Raw genomic sequence first — 19,567 nt, forward strand, 5'->3', positions numbered from 1 at the left:
GTCTGCTCGAACTACAAGCGTAGTAAGCATTTGAGCCCGGTGGCCGACCATTGGGCGGGGTTTGCCTCGACGGCTGCCGGTGCAGACCGTCTCGGACGGGGCCGCCAGGCAGGCAGATGCAGCCTACAGCCGCACTGGGGGGAGGGTGCATACAGTCGCCGCCTTGCCGGCCACTGGGTAGCCGGTACTGGTGAGGTGAAGGCTGCAATGAAGTGGATCGTGTTGGCGGTTGTGCTGTTTTCCATTCTGTTTGTGCATTTTCGCGGGCGGGTGCGCCTGCCTCTGTTGCGTCAGTTTGCCGATCACTCCTCGATCATGGCCCCCATCAACCTGTTTATGTATGCCTTTTCCCGGGTGCCGGCGCAGCCGTTTCCCCAGGTCGAGAATTACCAGGCCATGCATCTGCTGGATGCCAACTGGCAGCTTATTCGTGAAGAAACCCTGGCATTGCAACAGCAGGCGCGGATCAAGGCTGCCGAGCGCAACAATGACGCCGGCTTCAATTCATTTTTCAAAGCCGGCTGGAAGCGCTTCTACCTGAAGTGGTACGACGCCAACCTGCCTTCGGCGCAGCAGCATTGCCCGCAGACCGTGGCCTTGCTCCAGCAGATTCCATTTATCAGAGCCGCGATGTTTGCCGAGCTCGGCCCCCATGGCACCTTGAACCCGCACCGCGATCCCTATGCCGGCTCGCTGCGCTATCACCTCGGGTTGGTCACCCCCAATGACGATCGCTGCTTTATCGAGGTAGACGGCCAGCGCCACAGCTGGCGCGATGGGCAGAGTGTGATCTTCGACGAAACTTTTATTCACTGGGCGCAGAACGGTACCGAGCAGAGCCGGCTGATTCTGTTCTGTGATCTGGAGCGCCCGTTGCGCTTCGCCTGGGCCGAAGCACTGAACCGCTGGTTGGGCCGTACCTTGCTGGCGGCGGCCGCCTCGCCCAACGAAATCGGCGATCAGGAGGGGCGGATCAGCAAACTGTTCCGCTTTGTCTGGCTTGGCGGCCAGTACCGGCGACGGTTCAAGGCCTGGAATAAAACCGCCTACCGCGCCACCAAGCTGCTGTTGGTCGGCGCGGTGGTACTGGCCATAGTCCTGGCCTAGGCCCTGGCGCTTAGACCCTGGCGATAGTAGCCAAGCCAGTGGCCACCAGTTTCTCTACGCCATCTTTCACCGCAAACACATCGGCGCGGCACACGGCCTGGCGTTGTCCGGCCTTGAGCACTTCGCTGCGGCAGATCAGCTTTTCGCCAAGGGCCGGGGCCAGCAGATTGAGTTTGTATTCGCTGGTGACCACATCGCCGACCATCGATGCGGCTGCCCAGGCACAACCGCTGTCGACCATAAAACCCACCACCGCACCGTGGATATAGCCGTGGTGCTGACACAGATCGGGGCGTGCATGCACTTGCAGGCTGACCTTGCCGGGCTCGAAGTCGAGCAGTTCGGCGCCCAGCATCTGGGCGAAGGTGGAGTGTTCCAGGGCCTGTTCCAGGCGTTCGCGGGTAATGCCGGCAGTGGCGTTCATGATCGTGCTCATCAGGGGGTCGGCTTGAGCATTGACCCGCCAGGGCCAGACGACAATGTGCATCCAGTGCCGTGATGGTGACGCATCAGCGTGCCTTGACTTGGCACCTGGCCTTCCTTAGCGTGCGCGAACCTTTTCTCAGGGGCAGGACCCAGCATGACCGCAGACGACCGGATCAAACTCGAAGCAGGTTGGAAGGCCGCGCTTCGCGAGGAGTTCGACAAGCCCTATATGCTGGCCCTGAGCGAATTCCTGCGCACCGAAAAGGCGGCCGGCAAGGTGATCTTTCCCCCCGGCCCGATGATCTTCAATGCCCTGAACTCCACGCCGCTGGACCAGGTAAAAGTGGTGATCATCGGCCAGGACCCCTATCACGGCCCCGGCCAGGCCCATGGCCTGTGCTTCTCGGTGCAGCCGGGGGTGCCGACGCCGCCGTCGTTGCAGAACATCTACAAAGAGCTCAAGCGCGACCTCAACCTCGACATCCCCAGCCACGGCTACCTGCAGAGCTGGGCCGAGCAGGGCGTATTGCTGCTGAATACCTCGCTGACGGTCGAGCAGGCCAACGCCGGCTCGCACGCGAAAAAGGGCTGGCAGCCGTTTACCGACAAAGTGATCGAAGTGGTCAATGCGCGGCCTGGCAATCTGGTGTTCCTGCTGTGGGGCGCTCATGCGCAGAGCAAGCAGGGGTTGATCGACACCACCCGTCATCTGGTGCTCAAGTCCGTACACCCCTCGCCGCTATCGGCGCACCGCGGGTTTATCGGCAACGGGCATTTCAGCCGGGCCAATCAGTACCTGAAAGAGCGGGGGCTGGAGCCGATTGATTGGAAATTGCCGGCGCTCTAGCAGGTAACGCCGTTTCCAGGAAATTGCGGCTGATCTTCAGGCAGAAGGGCAGGTCAGCTCATTGAGCTGTTTACGCGCGCCCTGCAAGCGATCCCCCAAGCGCTCCCGCTGCTGCTGATTGGCGTCGCTCAGCAGATCCTTGAACAACTCGCTCAACGCCTGCTGGGCACCTAGAAATTCCTGCTGATACGCCGGCCTCCAATAGCTCATCCGCTGCTGCAACAGGCTCTTCATCTGCTCGGGGAACTGCTCACTGTTGCGTTCCCGTACCGCGGCGAGAAACGCCTGCTGCCAGCGCAGGTTATTGTCCAGCCAACCTTGGTTGTATTCCCCCAATTGCTGCGACCAAGCCTTGATTCGCGTCTTCTGCTCCTTATGCAAACGTCCGAACCATGGCTGCAGACGTTCTTCCATGCGCTCGGCGCGCTCGTCTATCTGTTCGGCCAGCGGCACGCCGAGGTAGTCTTCGCGCTGCTCCTGGTTCTGTTTACTCAGATTTGCCTGCAGCTCATCTACCTGCTCGGGGCTCAGCCCACGCAGGAGCTCGGTGAGATCAGGGGTGACCTGCACGACGATGGCATCCACGGCATGGCGGAAATCGGTGAATTGGCTATCGAACTGCGCCGCGCCGGGCTGGGGCTCTGCCACCAGTGTGGCGCTGCGTTGCAACCAGGCGGCATAGGCGGGCAGTTGGGTTTGGCAGTGCCAGGCGATATGGGCGGTCAGCCGCGGCTTGAGCCAGGCCTTCTGTTCTTTGCTGAGGGTTACGTAATTGTCCAGCGACCAGGGAATCAACCAGTCAAGGTTGCGATAGGCCAGTTCCAGTCGGCTGCACGAGGCGATCAGTGCCAGGCCGGTAAGTAGCAACAGAATCCGCAGCCGCTTGCCCATGGGCTTCTCCTTGAGGGCCAGTCTGAGCATAGACCGGCCTATCAGGAAGAAGTGCGCGTGCTTTTGTAGCGCGCTGCCGCCGCCCGTTAACCGAGTTGCGGGTAGATTCGACCAGCTACCGGCCTGACTTCACACATAGAACTTCGTCGCGTCGATCGCTGCCTCAGGCGTATGGCCGAAGAAATATAGGGTGGTTAGCCCATCAATCAGCGTGAAGGACCGGCCGGCGGCCTGCTGGCGCTTGAGCCTAGAAACGGTACTGCAGGCCCAGAGACGCGTTGTAGTTGGTGTTGCTCAGGCCAGTGCTGCTGCCATGGTCGGTGGTTACACCGGTGGCGTGATTGGTTGCACGGCTGTCGCCAACTTTCTCGCGGTAATCATTCCATGCCAGTTCGGTGAAGATTTTCAGGTCGCTGAGCAGGTAGTAACCGACATCCATTGAGGCACCGTAGTACTTGGACCCCGACTGATCGTCGGCGAAGCCCAGGTTGCGCAGGTGGTGCACATCCTCGCCGGTGGCATCGACCCATTCGCTGTACTTCACTTGCGCATTCACTTCCAGGTCCTGGTAGCGGTAGCCCGCGGCGAGACCGATGTAGGGCACTTTGAAGGTCTGCTTGTAGCTGATCACCTTGCCTTCGTTGAAGGTGCCGACATCCTGGCCGTTGTCGTAGTTGTAGCTGCCGTTATAGGCGTCCCAGCTGAAGGTGGTTTGTTGAAAGCCGCCAGTCACGCCAAGTTTCAGCCCGCTCTGTTGCACGACCCAGCCTTTCAGGTTGAGGTCGTATTCGTTGGCATCTTGTAGGCGGGTGTCGGGGTGTTCGGAGTGGTGCGACCAGTTGCTCTGGTTGGGGCTGAGCCAGTCGTAGTCATCCATGTCGCTATTACCCTTGGAGATCGCCATCCAGCCACGGGCACTGGCGGTCAGCCAGTTGAAGGGCTCCCAGGCAATATCGGCTTTGAGGATATTCACGCCGTTGAACTTCCAGTTCAGTTGGCTGAGTTTGCTGCCATTGGGGTTGTAAACCAGTTCTTCGGCTTCACCGCGCAGCCAGCCAAGCGAGGCGCTGGTGCTGATACTGCTGCTGTCGAGGTTGAGCTCGAAGGGGGAGGGTTCGGATTGGGCGAATGCTGGGGATAGGGTCAGAAACGGGAGTGTGCCAAGCGCAAGGGCGATACATTTCATTGGAGGGCTACCAAGTTGCCGAGTCGGTTTAAGGAGCGGCTATAAAACAAACTTGGTAAGGGTGACTGCTGTAGGTGGCGGCCTTCTGCGGCGTAGATTCTTCGCCTGTTGCTGGTCGAATGGTTTGCTAGGAGCGGCGATTCAACGCCATGTACGGGTCAGCCGAAGGGCTGAAGCCTGATCAAGGCACCAGGCTCAGTGGCTGTTGGGCATCCAGCAGGTACTGGGCGATCTTGCCGCTGTCCCGCGGCGGCTTCAGGCCCTGGTTGAACCGCGCGATCAGCTCGGCATTGCCAGGCACGGCCCGCATCCTCGGCGAGCGCCGGCGCGGCGCTCACCCACAAGCTGATGCACAACAACAGAATGCGCATAGGTCGATCCCGATCCCAGCCATGGGCTCGGCTTAGTGACAAATCGCCCTGGCTGGCTGCTGAAGGTTTACTGCAGCATGCTCATGGCCGCTTCCATGGCGGCGGAGAGGTCTTCATCGGCATTGAGGTCGGCACTTGGGTCCAGACCGAGCTTGGCGAACGCCGGAATCTGCGACCAATCGAGCTGGGTGTACGGATGCTCGCTGCCCAGGTAGCTCTGCAGGGTGGCGACCTGAACGATATCGACGTAATCCACTTTCGGCGAATTGCGGGTGAAGTCCAGATATTGGCTGGGCAGGATGGCGATGTTCTCGGGGAAGTCCCAGGCCTTGAGAATTTTGTCGCCAATGATCGGGTGAATTTTTTCGATCACATGGTTGAGGCTGATGGAGTCGGACAGCAGCTCATCGTGCTCTTCGGCGTAGGTGAGGATCGGCAGCACGCCAATCTGGTGGATCAGGCCGGCGAGGGTGGCCTGGTCGGGCATCAGACGGGTGTAGTGACGGCACAAAACATGACTGATGCCGGCGATTTCTGTGCTTTTGTTCCACACTTCGCGCATTTTGCGGTCAACCACGTCGGAGGTGGCCTGGAACATCTGCTCCATCGCCAGGCCGGTGGCCAGGTTGCAGGTGTAGTTGATGCCAAGGCGACCGACGGCCATCTGCAGGTCGGTGATTTCCTTGTTGGTCCGCAGCAAGGGACTGTTCACCACCTTGATGATGCGCGCGGTGAGGGCGGCGTCGTTGCCGATCACTTTGCTCAGCTGGGGAATGCTGATGTCCGGGTCTTCGGCGGCTTCGCGAACTTTCAGGGCCACCTCGGGAAGGGTTGGCAACACCAGTTCATCGTTGTCGATGGCCTGAATCAGTTCGTGTTGGACTTTGTCAGCAAGTTTGCTCATGGACGTTTCTCTAAGAGCCGAGGCGCTTGGCGGAGGAAGAATAGGGGTTAACGCTGAATCTCGCGATCCGAGTTCAAGGTGTAGGGCAATTCCAATAACTGCAGGGCCGGGCCGGTTTCGCTGCCAAGATGAATCCGTCCATCACTGACGGCATCTTCCTGCAATACCGCCAGCAGTTCCACGCCCGTTTTGCTTTGTGCGGCCATCACCACTTCGCCAACGCTGGAACGGTGTACCGGGGAAAACAGTTCGCTGGCCACCGCTGGCAATTCGGCACCTTCCAGGCTCAGGCGCTGCAGGCGGCGTTTGAGTTTGCCCAGGTACTGCATGCGCGCGACGATTTCCTGGCCGGTGTAACAGCCTTTCTTGAAGCTGACGCCGCCAACGGCCTGCAAGTTGATCATTTGCGGAATAAACAGCTCACGGGTTGCCCCGAACACCTGACCGATGCCAGCGCGAACCTGGGCCAGCAGCCAGTCATTCAGCGGGCGCTCCGGCAGCTTGCCCTGAATCTGTTGCAGCACTGCAGCGCGGATTGCTTGTTGCAGCCACAGCTCGATACGGCCGTCCGGCAGGCGAATCGCGAAGAGACCTTCGCCGCGCGCCACGCCGTCGGCGTCATTGGGCAGCATCAGGCCCAGCTCGCTGAGCAGTTCGTCGGCATCGTGCAGGCCCAGGCGCAACCACTCGGCACTGTCGTCGCTGAGGGTGGATTTGGAGAATACGGCGTATTTTTTCAGGTCGCTGAGCTGCGGTTCCAGCAGCTCGCTGGCCATCGCCAGCAGGTAACCGTCGCCTTCGCTGACAATGCGAAAGCTCGACAGCATGCGGCCCTTGGGGGTGCAGCGGGCACCCAGGCTGGCGTTACTATCACTTAAGTAGTTGAGATTGCAGGTGACTTGGCCTTGGAGGAATTTGCTGGCGTCGGGGCCGCGAACGGCAAGAACGCCTTCGTGGGACAGCGTGCAGAAAAAAGCGGAGTCGGCCATGGGGAATCGCTGATTGAAAGTCTGGAGGCTAATCATAGGGCCCAGCCTTGAGCTTGTCAGCGGGTGCCGGTAAAGGCCAGGCACCGTTATACTGCCGGCCTATTTTGCAGGAGCCGCATCAATGGTCGACGAAATTGAACTGAACCGTCTGTTCTGGCACAGCCGCCGCGGCATGTTGGAGCTGGACGTACTGCTGGTGCCCTTCGTACGGGAAGTCTACCCGACGCTGGATGACGCTGACCGCGAGCGCTATCGCAAACTGCTGGAATGCGAGGATCAGGACATGTTCGGCTGGTTTATGCAGCGCGGCGAACCGGAAGATGCCGATCTCCAGCGCATGGTTCGGATGATTCTGGACCGTGTCCAGCCCAAGTAGGGCCTTCGAATGCCGCTGGCGGGCCTCACGGCAACTGCTGGCGTTCTACCTCGGCGCGCAACTCTGCGCGCTGGTCGCTTTGTTCTCCGCTGCCATTCCGTTTTGGGCATCCCTGCTCGGGGCGCTACTGTGCGTGGTTCACGCCGGCTGGCTGTGGCTATCCCGCGCGTCGGGCTTTTCCGCAATTCGCCATGATGCCGATGGCTGGTACCTGTGGCGGCCAGCAGATGGCTGGCAGTCGGTGCAGCTGCGCCCGGATAGCCTGGCGCTGCCGCTGCTGATCGTGCTGCGCTTTCGCCTGCCGGGGCAGTGGTGGGTGCGGGGGCTGTGTATTCCCCGGGATGCATTGCCGGTTGAGGTACACCGGCAACTGCGGGTGAAGCTGAAGTTCACTCGCCGTAGATGGGCGGCACCAGAATAGTGTCGCGGGCTTCGGGCAGCAGGTCCGGATAGTCCAGGGTGTAATGCAGGCCGCGGGACTCCTTGCGCTGCATTGCCGAGCGAATGATCAACTCTGCCACCTGGGCCAGGTTGCGCAGCTCGATCAGGTCGCGGCTGACCTTGTAGTTGCTGTAGAACTCATCGATCTCATCCAGCAGCAGGCGCACGCGGTGCTGTGCGCGCTGCAGGCGCTTGTTGGTGCGGACGATGCCGACGTAGTCCCACATAAAGCGCCGGAGTTCGTCCCAGTTGTGGGCGATGATCACGTCTTCGTCCGAATCGGTTACCTGGCTGGCGTCCCAACTCGGCAGTTTTTGCGGAGCAGGGGTGTTTGGCAGTTGCTTGAGGATGTCTGCCGCTGCCGAGCGGGCATACACAAAGCACTCGAGCAGCGAGTTGCTGGCCATGCGATTGGCACCATGCAGGCCGGTGAAAGTGGTTTCGCCAATGGCGTACAGGCCCGGTACATCGGTGTGGCCATGTTGATCCACGACCACGCCACCGCAGGTGTAGTGGGCGGCGGGGACTACCGGAATGGCTTCCCGGGTGATATCGATGCCGAAATCCAGGCAGCGCTCATAAACAGTCGGGAAGTGGCTTTTGATGAAATCGGCGGGCTTGTGGCTGATGTCCAAGTATAGACAGTCGACCCCCAGGCGCTTCATTTCATGGTCAATGGCGCGGGCGACGATATCCCTGGGTGCCAGTTCGGCCCGCGGATCGAAACGCTGCATAAAACGTTCGCCATTGGGCAGTTTGAGCAGGCCACCCTCGCCACGAATGGCTTCGGTAATCAGGAAACTCTTGGCTTTGGGGTGATATAGGCAAGTGGGATGGAATTGGTTGAACTCCAGATTGCCCACTCGACAACCGGCACGCCAGGCCATGGCAATACCATCGCCACAGGCACCGTCCGGGTTGCTGGTATAGAGGTAGACCTTCGCTGCGCCGCCGCTGGCCAATATGGTGAAACGCGCGCCGTAGGTGTCTACCTCGCCACTATTGCGGTTCAGCACATAGGCACCCAGGCAGTTGTGGCCAGGTAGACCGAGTTTGCGCTCAGTGATCAGATCGACGGCGACGCGCTGTTCCAGCAGTTCAATATTCGGCCGTTGGCGGGCTTGGGCGAGCAGGGTGTTGAAGATGGCGGCACCGGTAGCATCGGCGGCGTGGATGATGCGTCGATGACTGTGGCCGCCCTCGCGGGTCAGGTGGAACTCGAAGCCGCCGTCTTCGCGCGCGGTCTCATCATCACGGGTGAAGGGCACGCCCTGCTCGATCAGCCATTCGATGGCTTCGCGGCTGTGTTCGACGGTGAAGCGCACAGCGTCTTCACGGCACAGGCCGGCACCGGCGTCGAGGGTGTCGGCAACGTGGGATTCGACGGTGTCGGCAGTATCGAGCACGGCAGCAACCCCACCTTGTGCCCAATAAGTTGAACCATTTGTAAGGTCACCCTTACTAAGCACGGCAATGCGCAAATGGCTAGGCAGAGTAAGGGCTAAAGTCAGGCCGGCAGCGCCGCTACCGATGACCAGAACGTCGTGCTGAAAATGTTGGCTCATGTTCGAATTCCACGAGAAGCGGCCACTAGTATATAGATGGGGCCGGCTGCACAATAGCGCGCTTATGACGGTCCATAGGCCCTGGGAACTTTCTTAGACTTCCAGGTTCCATAGGCAGTCACCCAGATGGGGACAATGCCGTTTGGGTTGTATCGAGAGCGGCTTGTCGCGCACTCATTACAGCCATTAGCGGTGACAAGATTATCCGCGCAGCCGGCGTGCTAGTCGTGCTGCGCGATTCCGTGCAAGACAAAAGCATTTATGTGCGGAACGTGTTTGGAGGGGAGAACTTTTGCGCAAGACCCGAGTCTATCTTGGCAAGTTGATTCACTTGCTGGAACGGCATTCTCTCCGAACTCAATTGAGGAGTGTTCATGCTTACCCAGGAAGATGATCAGCAGCTGGTCGAGCGGGTGCAGCGTGGCGACAAACGAGCTTTTGATCTGTTGGTGTTGAAGTATCAGCACAAGATTCTCGGGTTGATAGTGCGTTTTGTGCACGATCCTCATGAAGCTCAGGATGTTGCCCAGGAAGCCTTTATCAAAGCCTTCCGTGCACTGGCCAACTTTCGCGGTGACAGCGCCTTTTATACATGGCTGTACCGCATCGCCATCAACACGGCGAAGAACCACCTGGTGTCGCGCGGTCGGCGGCCTCCGGAAAGTGATGTAAGCGCTGAAGACGCGGAGTTCTACGAGGGCGATCACGCTCTCAAGGACATCGAATCTCCAGAGCGGTTGATGTTACGGGATGAGATTGAAAATGCCGTGCATCGAACCATCGAACAACTGCCAGAAGATTTGCGCACCGCGCTAACTTTGCGAGAGTTCGACGGTCTGAGTTACGAAGACATTGCCAGCGTCATGCAATGTCCAGTAGGCACTGTGCGGTCGCGGATTTTCCGCGCTCGTGAGGCCATTGATAAAGTCCTGCAACCTCTGTTGCAGGGAGCCTGAGACAGCGGCGCTAGCCAAGAGAGGAATCGCCATGAGTCGTGAAGCCCTGCAAGAATCGTTATCCGCCATCATGGATAACGAGGCGGACGAGTTGGAGCTGCGCCGTGTGCTCAGCGCCAGCGATGACGCTGAATTGCGCTCGACTTGGGCGCGCTATCAAGTAGCTCGCGCAGTTATGCACAAAGATCTGCTGGTGCCGAACCTGGATATCGCTGCGGCGGTATCTAAGGCTCTCGCCGACGAAGCTTCCCCGGTTGCCGCGCCAGTGGCAGCAGTAGCGGGTCGCTGGCGTGGTCTGGGTCGTCTGGCGGTAGCTGCCTCGGTGACCCTGGCTGTTCTGGCAGGTGTGCGTCTGTACAACCAGGACGAAGTGTTGGGCACGCAACTGGCCCAGAACAACGTCCAGCCCACCCTGCCGATGCCGCAAGTTCAAGGTGCTGCACTGCTGGCGGGTTACACCGAAAGCTCCGAGCCCGTTTCGGCTCAGCAGTCCAAGGCCGTGCGTCCAAGCCAGCTGAACTGGCATGAGCAGCGTCTGCCAGGGTACCTGCGTCAACATGCGCAACAGGCAGCGATGAGCGGTTCGGATAGTGTTCTGCCCTACGCGCGTGCTGCAAGTCTGGAAAACCGCTGAGGAGGATCATGCGCGGACTTTCCTCCCTGGTTCTGCTAGGTGGCGTTCTGGCCCTGCCGGTACACGCCACCGACGCGCAAGATTGGCTGGGCCGCCTCGCCGAGGCGGAGCAGCAACAGAGTTTTCACGGGACGTTCGTCTACGAGCGTAACGGCAGTTTTTCCACTCATACGATCTGGCATCAGGCATCTGGTGGCGCGGAAGTGCGCGAGCGCCTTTTGCAACTCGATGGTCCTGTTCAGGAAGTGCTGCGAGTCAACGGCCGAACTGAGTGCGTTAGCGGTGGTCTGGCTGATCAGGTTTCCGACGGCCAGAACTGGCCAGCTCGTGCTCTGGATCCGAAACAATTGGCTGCCTGGTACGACTTGCGCATTATCGGCGAGTCGCGTGTCGCTGGGCGCGATGCTGTGGTATTGGCGGTATTGCCGCGGGATCAGCATCGCTATGGCTTCGAGCTGCATCTGGATCGTGAAACCGGTTTGCCACTGAAATCCCTCTTGTTGAACGAGAAGGGGCAGCTACTTGAGCGTTTCCAATTCTCCAGTATTGAAATGAGCGCTCCTGCCGAGGCGGACCTGAAACCGGGTGCCACCTGTCAGCCCGTGCATTTTGCCGAAAGCAAAGGCATTGATCCCAAGGCCTGGCGTTCCGAATGGTTGCCACCCGGTTTCGCGCTGAGCAATGCGGTCGAACGCCATAGTCTGGTGTCCTCCGAACCGGTGGCCTGCCTGATGTATGGCGATGGCCTGGCGCGGTTTTCCGTCTTTCTTGAGCAGCTGCACGGTGCCACCGTGGAGGACGCTCGTACCCAGTTGGGGCCAACTGTCGCGGTTTCCAAGCGCATCTCCACAACGGCGGGAGATGTGATGGTGACGGTCATTGGCGAGATCCCATTGGGGACGGCCGAGCGTGTCGCCTTGTCGATGCGCGCTGGAGATATGCAGGCGGCGCAATAAGTCGTCGAGTTTTTCGTGCGCGCGCTGCTGGCGCTGCGCGCGTTAGCCATAGAGTCGTATGTCGCGCTGCTTGAGCGCGGCAATTCATGTGGTATTTGCTGGTCCTTAATGGGAGCTGAAGTCGATGCTTAGCCTGAAATCTGGCTTGTCTGCGTTTCTGACGTTGTTTTTACTCGGGCAGGCTGTGACTGCCCATGCCGAACTGCCTGACTTCACCTCCCTGGTCGAAGCGGCAGCGCCAGCCGTGGTGAATATCAGCACCACGCAAAAGGTTCCGGACCAAGTCGCAGGCAACTCCCAATCGGGTATCCCCGATCTTGAAGGTTTGCCGCCGGGTTTCCGTGAGTTCTTCGAGCGTAACCTCCCGCAACAGCCGCGTTCGCCGAAAGGTCGTCAGCAGCGGGGTGCCCAGTCGTTGGGCTCGGGCTTCATTATTTCCCCTGACGGTTATGTACTGACCAACAATCACGTTGTGGCCGGTGCTGATGAGATCATCGTGCGCCTGTCCGACCGCAGTGAGCTGAAGGCCAAGCTGATTGGTGCCGACCCGCGCACTGACGTGGCCTTGCTGAAGGTCGAAGGCAAGAATCTTCCGGTGGTGAAGATTGGCAAGTCTGAAGATCTGAAGGTGGGTGCCTGGGTATTGGCCATCGGTTCGCCTTTTGGCTTCGACCATTCCGCCACTGCCGGTATTGTCAGCGCCAAGGGGCGTAGTCTGCCGAACGAAAGCTACGTGCCGTTCATCCAGACCGATGTGGCGATCAACCCGGGTAACTCCGGCGGTCCGCTGTTCAACCTCGCGGGCGAAGTGATTGGTATCAACTCGCAGATATTCACCCGTTCGGGCGGTTTCATGGGTTTGTCGTTCGCCATTCCGATGGATGTGGCGATGGACGTTGCCAATCAACTGAAAACCGACGGTAAGGTCAGCCGCGGCTGGCTGGGCGTGGTGATTCAGGAGGTCAACAAAGACCTGGCTGAGTCCTTCGGTCTGGACAAGCCAGCTGGCGCTCTAGTTGCTCAGGTGATGGAAGATGGCCCAGCGGCCAAAGGCGGCCTGCAAGTAGGTGACGTGATTCTGAGCCTCAATGATCAGCCAATCATCATGTCCGCCGACCTGCCGCATCTCGTGGGTCGTATGAAGGCCGGCACCAAGGCCGAGCTGGAAGTGATTCGCGAAGGTTCGCGCAAGAAACTGGAGCTGACCGTCGGTAATCTGCCCGCCGAAGATGACGAAATTGCCGCCAATGGTGGCGGCGAGTCGGCCATCGAGCGCAGCAGCAACCGCATGGGCGTGAAAGTTGCCGAGCTCAGCGAAGACGAGCGCAAGGCGCTCGACCTCAAGGGTGGTGTGGTAATCAAGGAAGTGCAGGATGGCCCGGCAGCACTGATCGGCCTGCGTCCAGGCGACGTTATCACTCATCTGAATAATCAAGCTATCGACTCGGCCAAGACCTTCACTCAGGTTGCCCAGGCTCTGCCGAAGAACCGTTCGGTGTCGATGCGCGTGCTGCGCGAGGGGCGTGCCAGCTTCATTACCTTCAAGTTGTCGGAATGACGCTTGATCGGTAATACCAGAAAGGGCGGTTCTACCGCCCTTTTTCATGGGCGCTAGTCGGCGGCACGGGTGACGCCTGCGGCGTCGATCAGGTACACTTCCCGGCTATTTTTCGGCGGGCAGTCTGCCTGCGGCCTTTTTGAGTGTTGATCCGTGAGTGACCTGAGTCATATCCGCAATTTCTCCATCATCGCCCACATCGACCACGGCAAATCGACCCTGGCCGACCGCTTTATCCAGATGTGCGGCGGCTTGTCCGAACGCGAAATGGAAGCCCAGGTCCTCGATTCCATGGACCTCGAGCGTGAGCGCGGCATCACCATCAAGGCCCACAGCGTCACCCTGCATTACAAGGCGCGGGACGGCAAAACCTACCAGCTGAACTTTATTGACACCCCGGGCCACGTTGACTTCACCTACGAAGTCAGCCGCTCGCTGGCCGCCTGCGAAGGTGCCTTGCTGGTGGTCGATGCCGGTCAGGGCGTGGAGGCGCAATCGGTCGCCAACTGCTACACCGCCATTGAGCAGGGCCTGGAAGTGATGCCCGTGCTGAACAAGATGGACCTGCCCCAGGCCGATCCGGACCGGGTAAAGGAAGAAATCGAGAAAATCATTGGTATCGACGCTACCGACGCCGTGGCCTGCAGCGCCAAGAGTGGCATGGGCGTTGATGAAGTGCTCGAGCGTCTGGTTGCGACCATCCCGGCACCCACCGGCAATATCGAAGACCCACTGCAAGCGCTGATCATCGACTCCTGGTTCGACAACTACCTGGGCGTAGTCTCGCTGGTGCGTGTGCGCCAGGGCTGCGTGAAGAAGGGCGACAAGATCCTGGTCAAGTCCACCGGCAAGATCCACTTGGTGGACAGTGTCGGCGTCTTCACCCCGAAGCACACCGCCACCGTTGACCTGAAAGCGGGCGAAGTGGGCTTTATCATCGCCGGCATCAAGGACATTCACGGTGCACCGGTGGGTGACACCCTGACCCTCAGCTCGACGCCTGACGTCGATGTGCTGCCAGGCTTCAAGCGCATTCAACCGCAGGTGTATGCCGGTCTGTTCCCGGTCAGTTCCGATGACTTCGAAGATTTCCGCGAAGCGCTGCAAAAGCTGACCCTCAACGACTCGTCGCTGCAATATCTGCCGGAAAGCTCCGACGCCTTGGGCTTCGGCTTCCGTTGCGGCTTCCTCGGCATGCTGCACATGGAGATCATCCAGGAGCGCCTGGAGCGCGAGTACGACCTGGATCTGATCACCACGGCACCGACGGTAATCTTCGAGTTGCTGCTGAAGAACGGCGAGACCATCTACGTCGACAACCCTTCGAAGCTGCCCGACCTGTCGGCCATCGAGGATATGCGCGAGCCAATCGTGCGCGCCAATATCCTGGTGCCGCAGGAGCACCTGGGCAACGTCATCACCCTGTGTATCGAAAAGCGTGGCGTGCAACGCGACATGCTGTTCCTAGGTACTCAGGTACAGGTTAGCTATGACCTGCCGATGAACGAAGTGGTGTTGGACTTCTTCGATCGCCTGAAGTCCACCAGCCGTGGCTACGCTTCGCTGGATTACCATTTCGACCGCTATCAGTCGGCCAATCTGGTGAAGCTCGATGTACTGATCAACGGCGACAAGGTCGATGCCCTGGCGCTGATCGTGCACCGCGATAACGCGCACTACAAAGGCCGCGCGTTGACCGAGAAAATGAAAGAGTTGATCCCGCGGCAGATGTTCGATGTGGCCATTCAGGCTGCCATCGGTGGGCAGATTGTGGCCCGCACCACCGTCAAGGCGCTGCGCAAGAACGTATTGGCCAAGTGCTACGGCGGTGACGTCAGCCGTAAGCGCAAACTGCTGGAAAAGCAGAAAGCCGGTAAAAAACGGATGAAGCAAGTCGGCAACGTGGAAATTCCACAAGAAGCCTTCCTTGCAGTGCTCAGGTTGGATGGTTAATCCCTATGTCGTTCAATTTTCCGCTGTTGTTGGTGATCGCCGTGGCTGTCTGCGGCGTGCTTGCCTTGCTCGACCTGGTATTGCTGGCACCGCGCCGTCGCGCCGCCGTGGTGGCCTATACCGGGCAGGTCAGCGAGGCTGATCAGGCGGTTGTCGATCAGCTGAACCGCGAGCCGTTGCTGGTGGAGTACGGCAAGTCGTTCTTCCCGGTGCTGGCGATCGTGCTGGTGCTGCGCTCGTTTCTGGTCGAGCCCTTTCAGATCCCTTCGGGCTCGATGAAGCCGACCCTGGAAGTAGGCGACTTCATTCTGGTCAACAAGTTTGCCTACGGCATTCGCCTGCCGGTGCTGGACACCAAAGTGATCGAGGTGGGCGACCCGCAACGCGGCGACGTGATGGTGTTCCGTTACCCGAGCGAGCCGACCATCAACTACATCAAGCGTGTAGTTGGCCTGCCGGGCGACAAGATCCGCTACACCGCCGACAAGCAATTGTTCGTCAACGGTGAGTCGGTGGCCAAGAAGCTGCTGGGCGAAGAGCCGGGCTCCTTGGGCAGCGCCACGCTGTACCAGGAAAAACTGGGTGCCGTCGAACACCTGATCCGCATCGAAATGAGCCGCTACCGCGCCGATCCCGGCAACGAGTGGACAGTGCCAGCCGGGCACTACTTCATGATGGGCGACAACCGCGACAACTCCAACGACAGCCGCTACTGGAACGATCCGAAGATTCCAAAAGAGCTGCTGGGCATGGTGCCGGACAAGAATATCGTCGGCAAAGCCTTTGCCGTGTGGTTGAGCTGGGCCGACCCGAAAATGCGCAATTGGCCGACTCTGTCACGGGTAGGCCTGATTCACTGATCCGTCGGCGCTGCTAAAACCAGCGCCGCACGCTATATATAGTCAGGCCCGCAGAGGCTTGGACTTTCATAAAAAACACTGACACTGAGGTCAAACATGACATTTGCGCGTTCGCAAAAGGGTATGTCGATGCTGGGGTGGATGATCACTGCTGCTGTGGTGGCGTTCTTCGCCAGCGCTGCGTTCAAGATCTTCCCTCACTACATGGATAACGCGGCGCTGGAAAAATCCATCACCGGCGTTGAAACCGACAAGGTTGCCGATGTACGTAGCGTTCCCGAGTTCTATGAGCACGTTCGCAAGTCCATGACCATCAACGCCATCACCGGCATCGATCTGGACAAAGCCCTGGAAGTGAAGCTGGATAACAACGAGTTCCGCGTCCACCTGAAATACGAAACCCGTGAACCGCTGATCCAGAACCTCGACCTCGTCGCGCGTTTCGACAAAGAATATCGCGTGCGTATGCCGTGAGTGCTGCATTAGGTCGTCTAGAGCGTCAGCTCGGTTACAGCTTCAAAGACCAGGATCTGATGATCCTGGCCCTCACTCACCGCAGCTTTGCCGGGCGCAACAACGAGCGCCTGGAGTTCCTCGGTGATGCCATTCTCAACTTCGTCGCGGGTGAAGCCCTGTTCGAGCGCTTCCCGCAGGCGCGCGAAGGCCAGTTGTCGCGTTTGCGCGCACGGCTGGTGAAAGGTGAGACCCTGGCCGTTCTGGCCCGCGGTTTTGATCTGGGCGAATACCTGCGTCTGGGTTCCGGTGAATTGAAGAGCGGTGGTTTTCGCCGTGAATCGATTCTTGCCGATGCCCTGGAAGCCCTGATCGGCGCGATTTATCTGGATGCCGGCATGGAAGCGGCGCGCGAGCGGGTGCTGGCATGGCTAAGCTCGGAACTGGACGGTCTGACCTTGGTGGACACCAACAAAGATCCGAAAACCCGCCTGCAGGAGTTTCTGCAGTCGCGTGGCTGCGAATTGCCGCGCTACGAAGTGGTGGATATCCAGGGCGAGCCGCACTGCCGGATGTTTGTCGTCGAGTGCCAGATCACCTTACTGAATGACAAGACCATAGGGCAGGGTGCCAGTCGGCGCATCGCCGAACAGGTGGCTGCCGCAGCTGCCTTGATCGCCCTTGGCGTGGAGAATGGCCATGACTGATTCAACCGCAACACGCTGTGGCTATGTCGCCATCGTCGGCCGCCCCAACGTGGGCAAGTCGACGCTGCTCAACCACATCCTCGGCCAGAAGCTGGCGATCACCTCGCGCAAGCCGCAGACCACCCGTCACAACATGCTCGGTATCAAGACCGAAGGGCCGATCCAGGCCATCTACGTCGACACCCCCGGCATGCACAAGAACGGCGAGAAAGCGCTTAACCGCTATATGAACAAAACGGCTTCGGCGGCCCTCAAGGACGTCGACGTGGTGATCTTTGTGGTTGAGCGCACCCGCTGGACCGACGAAGACCAGATGGTCCTCGAACGTGTGCAGTACGTGCAGGGTCCGGTGATTCTGGCGATCAACAAAACCGACCGGATCGAAGACAAGTCCGAGTTGATGCCGCACCTGGAGTGGCTGCAAACCCAGCTGCCCAACGCCGAAATCGTGCCGATCTCCGCGCAGCACGGGCACAACCTCGATGCCCTGGAAGGCTTGATCAACAAGCACCTGCCGGAAAACGAGCACTTCTTCCCGGAAGACCAGATCACCGACCGCAGCAGCCGCTTTCTGGCCGCTGAACTGGTACGCGAAAAGATCATGCGCCAGCTCGGTGCCGAGCTGCCTTACCAGATCACCGTCGAGATCGAAGAGTTCAAGCAGCAGGGCAAAACCCTGCATATCCATGCCCTGATTCTGGTGGAGCGTGACGGCCAGAAGAAAATCATCATTGGCGACAAGGGTGAGCGGATCAAACGCATCGGCATGGATGCGCGCAAAGACATGGAAGTGCTGTTCGACTCCAAGGTCATGCTCAATCTCTGGGTCAAGGTCAAAGGTGGCTGGTCCGATGACGAGCGCGCCCTGCGTTCCCTGGGTTACGCCGACCTCTAAGCCCCCGAGCTCCCCATGCAAAACAGCGCGCAGCCGGCTTTTATCCTGCATAGCCGGGCCTACCGCGAAAGCAGCGCGCTGGTCGATTTCCTTACCCCCCAAGGCCGTCTGCGCGCGGTGTTGCGCGGTGCCCGTGGCAAAGCCGGCACCCTGGCGCGACCGTTCGTGCCGGTGGAAGTGGAATTTCGCGGACGGGGCGAGCTGAAGAATGTTGGCCGTCTGGAAGCGGCCGGCATTCCCCGTTGGCTGCATGGTGAGGCGCTGTTCAGCGGGCTGTACCTGAACGAGCTGATCCTGCGCCTGCTGCCCGCCGAAGATCCCCATCCCGTCTTGTTCGACACCTACGCCGCCACACTCGAAGCGTTGGCCGCTGGCCGTGCGCTGGAACCGTTGCTGCGTGCATTCGAATGGCGCCTGCTGGACGAACTGGGCTATGGTTTTGCCCTTGCCGAGGACCTGCACGGCCAGCCGGTCGTGGTCGGCCAGTTGTACCGTTTGCTGCCGGACTCAGGCCTGGAGCCGGTGCACCTGTTGCAGCCGGGCCTGTTCCAAGGTGCCGAATTGCTTGCCATGGCCGAGGCCGACTGGACCGCGCCGGGCGCTTTGGCTGCGGCCAAACGCCTGATGCGCCAGGCCCTGGCCCCCCACTTAGGCGGTCGACCGCTGGTCAGCCGCGAACTGTTTATGACCTTGAAGGAGCCACCCCGTGACTGACGCCAATCGCATTCTGTTGGGCGTGAATATCGACCATGTCGCCACCCTGCGTCAGGCCCGTGGCACCCGCTATCCCGACCCGGTAAAAGCCGCGCTGGACGCCGAAGAAGCCGGTGCCGATGGCATCACCGTGCACCTGCGTGAAGATCGCCGGCACATTCAAGAGCGCGATGTGCTGCTGCTCAAGGACGTATTGCAGACGCGGATGAACTTCGAGATGGGCGTCACCGAAGAGATGCTGAGCTTCGCCGAACGCATCCGCCCGGCGCATATCTGCCTGGTACCGGAAACCCGCCAGGAGCTGACCACCGAGGGTGGGTTGGATGTAGCCGGGCAAGAAGCGCGGATCAAGGCGGCGGTTGAGCGCCTGGCGCGTCTGGGCTGTGAAGTGTCGTTGTTTATCGATGCCGACGAGCGCCAGATCGAAGCCTCGCGCCGTGTCGGTGCCCCGGCCATTGAACTGCACACTGGCCGTTACGCCGACGCCCATACCCCGAGCGAAACGGCTGAAGAGCTGAAGCGCATTGCCGATGGTGTGGCCTTTGGTCTGGCCCAGGGGCTGATCGTTAATGCCGGGCACGGCCTGCACTACCACAACGTTGAGGCGGTGGCGGCGATCAAAGGCGTCAACGAACTGAACATCGGCCATGCGCTGGTGGCGCATGCGTTGTTCGTAGGCTTTAAGTCGGCAGTGGCGGAGATGAAGCAATTGATTGTGGCAGCGGCGCATCGCTAAGTAAGTCGGACCGGCCTAGATCAAAAGCATCGCGGCTAAAGC

The 19,567-nt window shown here is 59.8% G+C and carries 21 protein-coding genes; 15 read left to right on the forward strand and 6 right to left on the reverse strand.

Annotated elements, in window-relative coordinates; all coding sequences use genetic code 11:
• Positions 1-207 precede the first annotated feature (207 nt).
• Positions 208-1,107, forward strand: a complete 900-nt coding sequence (locus ACVW0Y_RS02205) for an aspartyl/asparaginyl beta-hydroxylase domain-containing protein (protein ID WP_457435762.1) — start codon at positions 208-210, stop codon at positions 1,105-1,107.
• Between the two features lie 10 nt (positions 1,108-1,117).
• Here the strand turns inward: ACVW0Y_RS02205 and ACVW0Y_RS02210 are convergent, their stop codons facing one another.
• Entirely contained in the window at positions 1,118-1,543 is a 426-nt protein-coding gene (locus ACVW0Y_RS02210; RefSeq protein WP_457435763.1) for a PaaI family thioesterase, read from the reverse strand.
• 144 nt (positions 1,544-1,687) lie between these two features.
• On the opposite strand from ACVW0Y_RS02210, the gene ung reads away from it, so the two are divergent.
• Positions 1,688-2,380, forward strand: coding sequence for a uracil-DNA glycosylase (ung, locus tag ACVW0Y_RS02215; protein WP_457435765.1), 693 nt, complete (start codon positions 1,688-1,690; stop codon positions 2,378-2,380).
• Between the two features lie 36 nt (positions 2,381-2,416).
• Here ung and ACVW0Y_RS02220 read toward each other — a convergent pair whose 3' ends face one another.
• From ACVW0Y_RS02220 to ygfZ, 4 genes are all read right to left on the reverse strand, one after another.
• Positions 2,417-3,271 carry a DUF6279 family lipoprotein gene (locus ACVW0Y_RS02220; protein WP_457435766.1) on the reverse strand — a complete coding sequence of 285 codons (855 nt, stop codon included), beginning with the start codon at positions 3,269-3,271 and terminating at the stop codon, positions 2,417-2,419.
• A gap of 247 nt (positions 3,272-3,518) precedes the next feature.
• Positions 3,519-4,457: an omptin family outer membrane protease gene (locus ACVW0Y_RS02225; RefSeq protein ID WP_457435768.1), complete on the reverse strand. Its 939-nt coding sequence runs from the start codon at positions 4,455-4,457 to the stop codon at positions 3,519-3,521.
• A gap of 438 nt (positions 4,458-4,895) precedes the next feature.
• Positions 4,896-5,732 (reverse strand): HDOD domain-containing protein, encoded by an 837-nt coding sequence (locus ACVW0Y_RS02230; protein WP_108095482.1) that lies wholly within the window; start codon positions 5,730-5,732, stop codon positions 4,896-4,898.
• 47 nt (positions 5,733-5,779) lie between these two features.
• On the reverse strand, positions 5,780-6,721 hold the full coding sequence (gene ygfZ / locus ACVW0Y_RS02235; RefSeq protein WP_457435770.1) for a CAF17-like 4Fe-4S cluster assembly/insertion protein YgfZ: 942 nt from the start codon (positions 6,719-6,721) through the stop codon (positions 5,780-5,782).
• Between the two features lie 121 nt (positions 6,722-6,842).
• Here ygfZ and ACVW0Y_RS02240 point away from each other — a divergent pair, with 121 nt between their 5' ends.
• Both ACVW0Y_RS02240 and ACVW0Y_RS02245 read left to right on the forward strand, forming a co-directional pair.
• Positions 6,843-7,097 (forward strand): FAD assembly factor SdhE, encoded by a 255-nt coding sequence (locus tag ACVW0Y_RS02240; RefSeq protein ID WP_457435772.1) that lies wholly within the window; start codon positions 6,843-6,845, stop codon positions 7,095-7,097.
• Positions 7,081-7,518: a protein YgfX gene (locus tag ACVW0Y_RS02245; RefSeq protein ID WP_457435773.1), complete on the forward strand. Its 438-nt coding sequence runs from the start codon at positions 7,081-7,083 to the stop codon at positions 7,516-7,518. The genes ACVW0Y_RS02240 and ACVW0Y_RS02245 overlap by 17 nt, the downstream gene beginning before the upstream one ends.
• Here the strand turns inward: ACVW0Y_RS02245 and nadB are convergent.
• Positions 7,487-9,103, reverse strand: coding sequence for an L-aspartate oxidase (nadB, locus tag ACVW0Y_RS02250; protein ID WP_457435774.1), 1,617 nt, complete (start codon positions 9,101-9,103; stop codon positions 7,487-7,489). The two genes, ACVW0Y_RS02245 and nadB, sit on opposite strands and share 32 nt — an antisense overlap.
• A gap of 374 nt (positions 9,104-9,477) precedes the next feature.
• Between nadB and rpoE the strand changes: the two genes are divergently transcribed.
• The 11 genes from rpoE (at position 9,478) to pdxJ (ending at position 19,525) form a co-directional block, all read left to right on the forward strand.
• Positions 9,478-10,059, forward strand: a complete 582-nt coding sequence (gene rpoE / locus ACVW0Y_RS02255; RefSeq protein WP_108095477.1) for an RNA polymerase sigma factor RpoE — start codon at positions 9,478-9,480, stop codon at positions 10,057-10,059.
• 31 nt (positions 10,060-10,090) lie between these two features.
• Entirely contained in the window at positions 10,091-10,693 is a 603-nt protein-coding gene (locus tag ACVW0Y_RS02260; protein ID WP_457435775.1) for a sigma-E factor negative regulatory protein, read from the forward strand.
• 8 nt (positions 10,694-10,701) lie between these two features.
• Complete coding sequence (locus tag ACVW0Y_RS02265) at positions 10,702-11,649, forward strand: MucB/RseB C-terminal domain-containing protein (protein ID WP_457435777.1); 948 nt, start codon at positions 10,702-10,704, stop codon at positions 11,647-11,649.
• 124 nt (positions 11,650-11,773) lie between these two features.
• Positions 11,774-13,207 (forward strand): DegQ family serine endoprotease, encoded by a 1,434-nt coding sequence (locus tag ACVW0Y_RS02270; RefSeq protein WP_457435779.1) that lies wholly within the window; start codon positions 11,774-11,776, stop codon positions 13,205-13,207.
• A gap of 153 nt (positions 13,208-13,360) precedes the next feature.
• On the forward strand, positions 13,361-15,160 hold the full coding sequence (gene lepA, locus ACVW0Y_RS02275; protein ID WP_457435780.1) for a translation elongation factor 4: 1,800 nt from the start codon (positions 13,361-13,363) through the stop codon (positions 15,158-15,160).
• 5 nt (positions 15,161-15,165) lie between these two features.
• Positions 15,166-16,020 carry a signal peptidase I gene (lepB, locus tag ACVW0Y_RS02280; RefSeq protein WP_457435781.1) on the forward strand — a complete coding sequence of 285 codons (855 nt, stop codon included), beginning with the start codon at positions 15,166-15,168 and terminating at the stop codon, positions 16,018-16,020.
• 96 nt (positions 16,021-16,116) lie between these two features.
• The gene (locus ACVW0Y_RS02285; RefSeq protein ID WP_457435783.1) at positions 16,117-16,494 is read left to right on the forward strand and encodes a DUF4845 domain-containing protein; all 378 of its coding nucleotides are present in this window, start codon (positions 16,117-16,119) and stop codon (positions 16,492-16,494) included.
• On the forward strand, positions 16,491-17,180 hold the full coding sequence (gene rnc / locus ACVW0Y_RS02290) for a ribonuclease III (RefSeq protein WP_457435784.1): 690 nt from the start codon (positions 16,491-16,493) through the stop codon (positions 17,178-17,180). Before ACVW0Y_RS02285 ends, rnc begins: the two co-directional genes overlap by 4 nt.
• Positions 17,173-18,075 (forward strand): GTPase Era, encoded by a 903-nt coding sequence (gene era, locus ACVW0Y_RS02295; RefSeq protein ID WP_457435787.1) that lies wholly within the window; start codon positions 17,173-17,175, stop codon positions 18,073-18,075. The genes rnc and era overlap by 8 nt, the downstream gene beginning before the upstream one ends.
• 15 nt (positions 18,076-18,090) lie before the next feature.
• Complete coding sequence (gene recO, locus ACVW0Y_RS02300) at positions 18,091-18,789, forward strand: DNA repair protein RecO (protein WP_457435788.1); 699 nt, start codon at positions 18,091-18,093, stop codon at positions 18,787-18,789.
• Positions 18,782-19,525: a pyridoxine 5'-phosphate synthase gene (gene pdxJ, locus ACVW0Y_RS02305; RefSeq protein ID WP_457435789.1), complete on the forward strand. Its 744-nt coding sequence runs from the start codon at positions 18,782-18,784 to the stop codon at positions 19,523-19,525. Before recO ends, pdxJ begins: the two co-directional genes overlap by 8 nt.
• The last annotated feature ends 42 nt before the right edge of the window (positions 19,526-19,567 follow it).

The sequence above is a fragment of the Pseudomonas sp. TE3786 genome, from assembly GCF_054057335.1.

What these genes read in the sequence shown, in the direction of transcription:
- ACVW0Y_RS02205 (WP_457435762.1), top strand. Translation starts at nt 208, where the DNA reads ATGAAGTGGATCGTGTTGGCGGTTGTGCTGTTTTCCATTCTGTTTGTG.
- ACVW0Y_RS02210 (WP_457435763.1), bottom strand. Translation starts at nt 1,543, where the DNA reads ATGAGCACGATCATGAACGCCACTGCCGGCATTACCCGCGAACGCCTG.
- ung (WP_457435765.1), top strand. Translation starts at nt 1,688, where the DNA reads ATGACCGCAGACGACCGGATCAAACTCGAAGCAGGTTGGAAGGCCGCG.
- ACVW0Y_RS02220 (WP_457435766.1), bottom strand. Translation starts at nt 3,271, where the DNA reads ATGGGCAAGCGGCTGCGGATTCTGTTGCTACTTACCGGCCTGGCACTG.
- ACVW0Y_RS02225 (WP_457435768.1), bottom strand. Translation starts at nt 4,457, where the DNA reads ATGAAATGTATCGCCCTTGCGCTTGGCACACTCCCGTTTCTGACCCTA.
- ACVW0Y_RS02230 (WP_108095482.1), bottom strand. Translation starts at nt 5,732, where the DNA reads ATGAGCAAACTTGCTGACAAAGTCCAACACGAACTGATTCAGGCCATC.
- ygfZ (WP_457435770.1), bottom strand. Translation starts at nt 6,721, where the DNA reads ATGGCCGACTCCGCTTTTTTCTGCACGCTGTCCCACGAAGGCGTTCTT.
- ACVW0Y_RS02240 (WP_457435772.1), top strand. Translation starts at nt 6,843, where the DNA reads ATGGTCGACGAAATTGAACTGAACCGTCTGTTCTGGCACAGCCGCCGC.
- nadB (WP_457435774.1), bottom strand. Translation starts at nt 9,103, where the DNA reads ATGAGCCAACATTTTCAGCACGACGTTCTGGTCATCGGTAGCGGCGCT.
- rpoE (WP_108095477.1), top strand. Translation starts at nt 9,478, where the DNA reads ATGCTTACCCAGGAAGATGATCAGCAGCTGGTCGAGCGGGTGCAGCGT.
- ACVW0Y_RS02260 (WP_457435775.1), top strand. Translation starts at nt 10,091, where the DNA reads ATGAGTCGTGAAGCCCTGCAAGAATCGTTATCCGCCATCATGGATAAC.
- ACVW0Y_RS02265 (WP_457435777.1), top strand. Translation starts at nt 10,702, where the DNA reads ATGCGCGGACTTTCCTCCCTGGTTCTGCTAGGTGGCGTTCTGGCCCTG.
- ACVW0Y_RS02270 (WP_457435779.1), top strand. Translation starts at nt 11,774, where the DNA reads ATGCTTAGCCTGAAATCTGGCTTGTCTGCGTTTCTGACGTTGTTTTTA.
- lepB (WP_457435781.1), top strand. Translation starts at nt 15,166, where the DNA reads ATGTCGTTCAATTTTCCGCTGTTGTTGGTGATCGCCGTGGCTGTCTGC.
- ACVW0Y_RS02285 (WP_457435783.1), top strand. Translation starts at nt 16,117, where the DNA reads ATGACATTTGCGCGTTCGCAAAAGGGTATGTCGATGCTGGGGTGGATG.
- era (WP_457435787.1), top strand. Translation starts at nt 17,173, where the DNA reads ATGACTGATTCAACCGCAACACGCTGTGGCTATGTCGCCATCGTCGGC.
- recO (WP_457435788.1), top strand. Translation starts at nt 18,091, where the DNA reads ATGCAAAACAGCGCGCAGCCGGCTTTTATCCTGCATAGCCGGGCCTAC.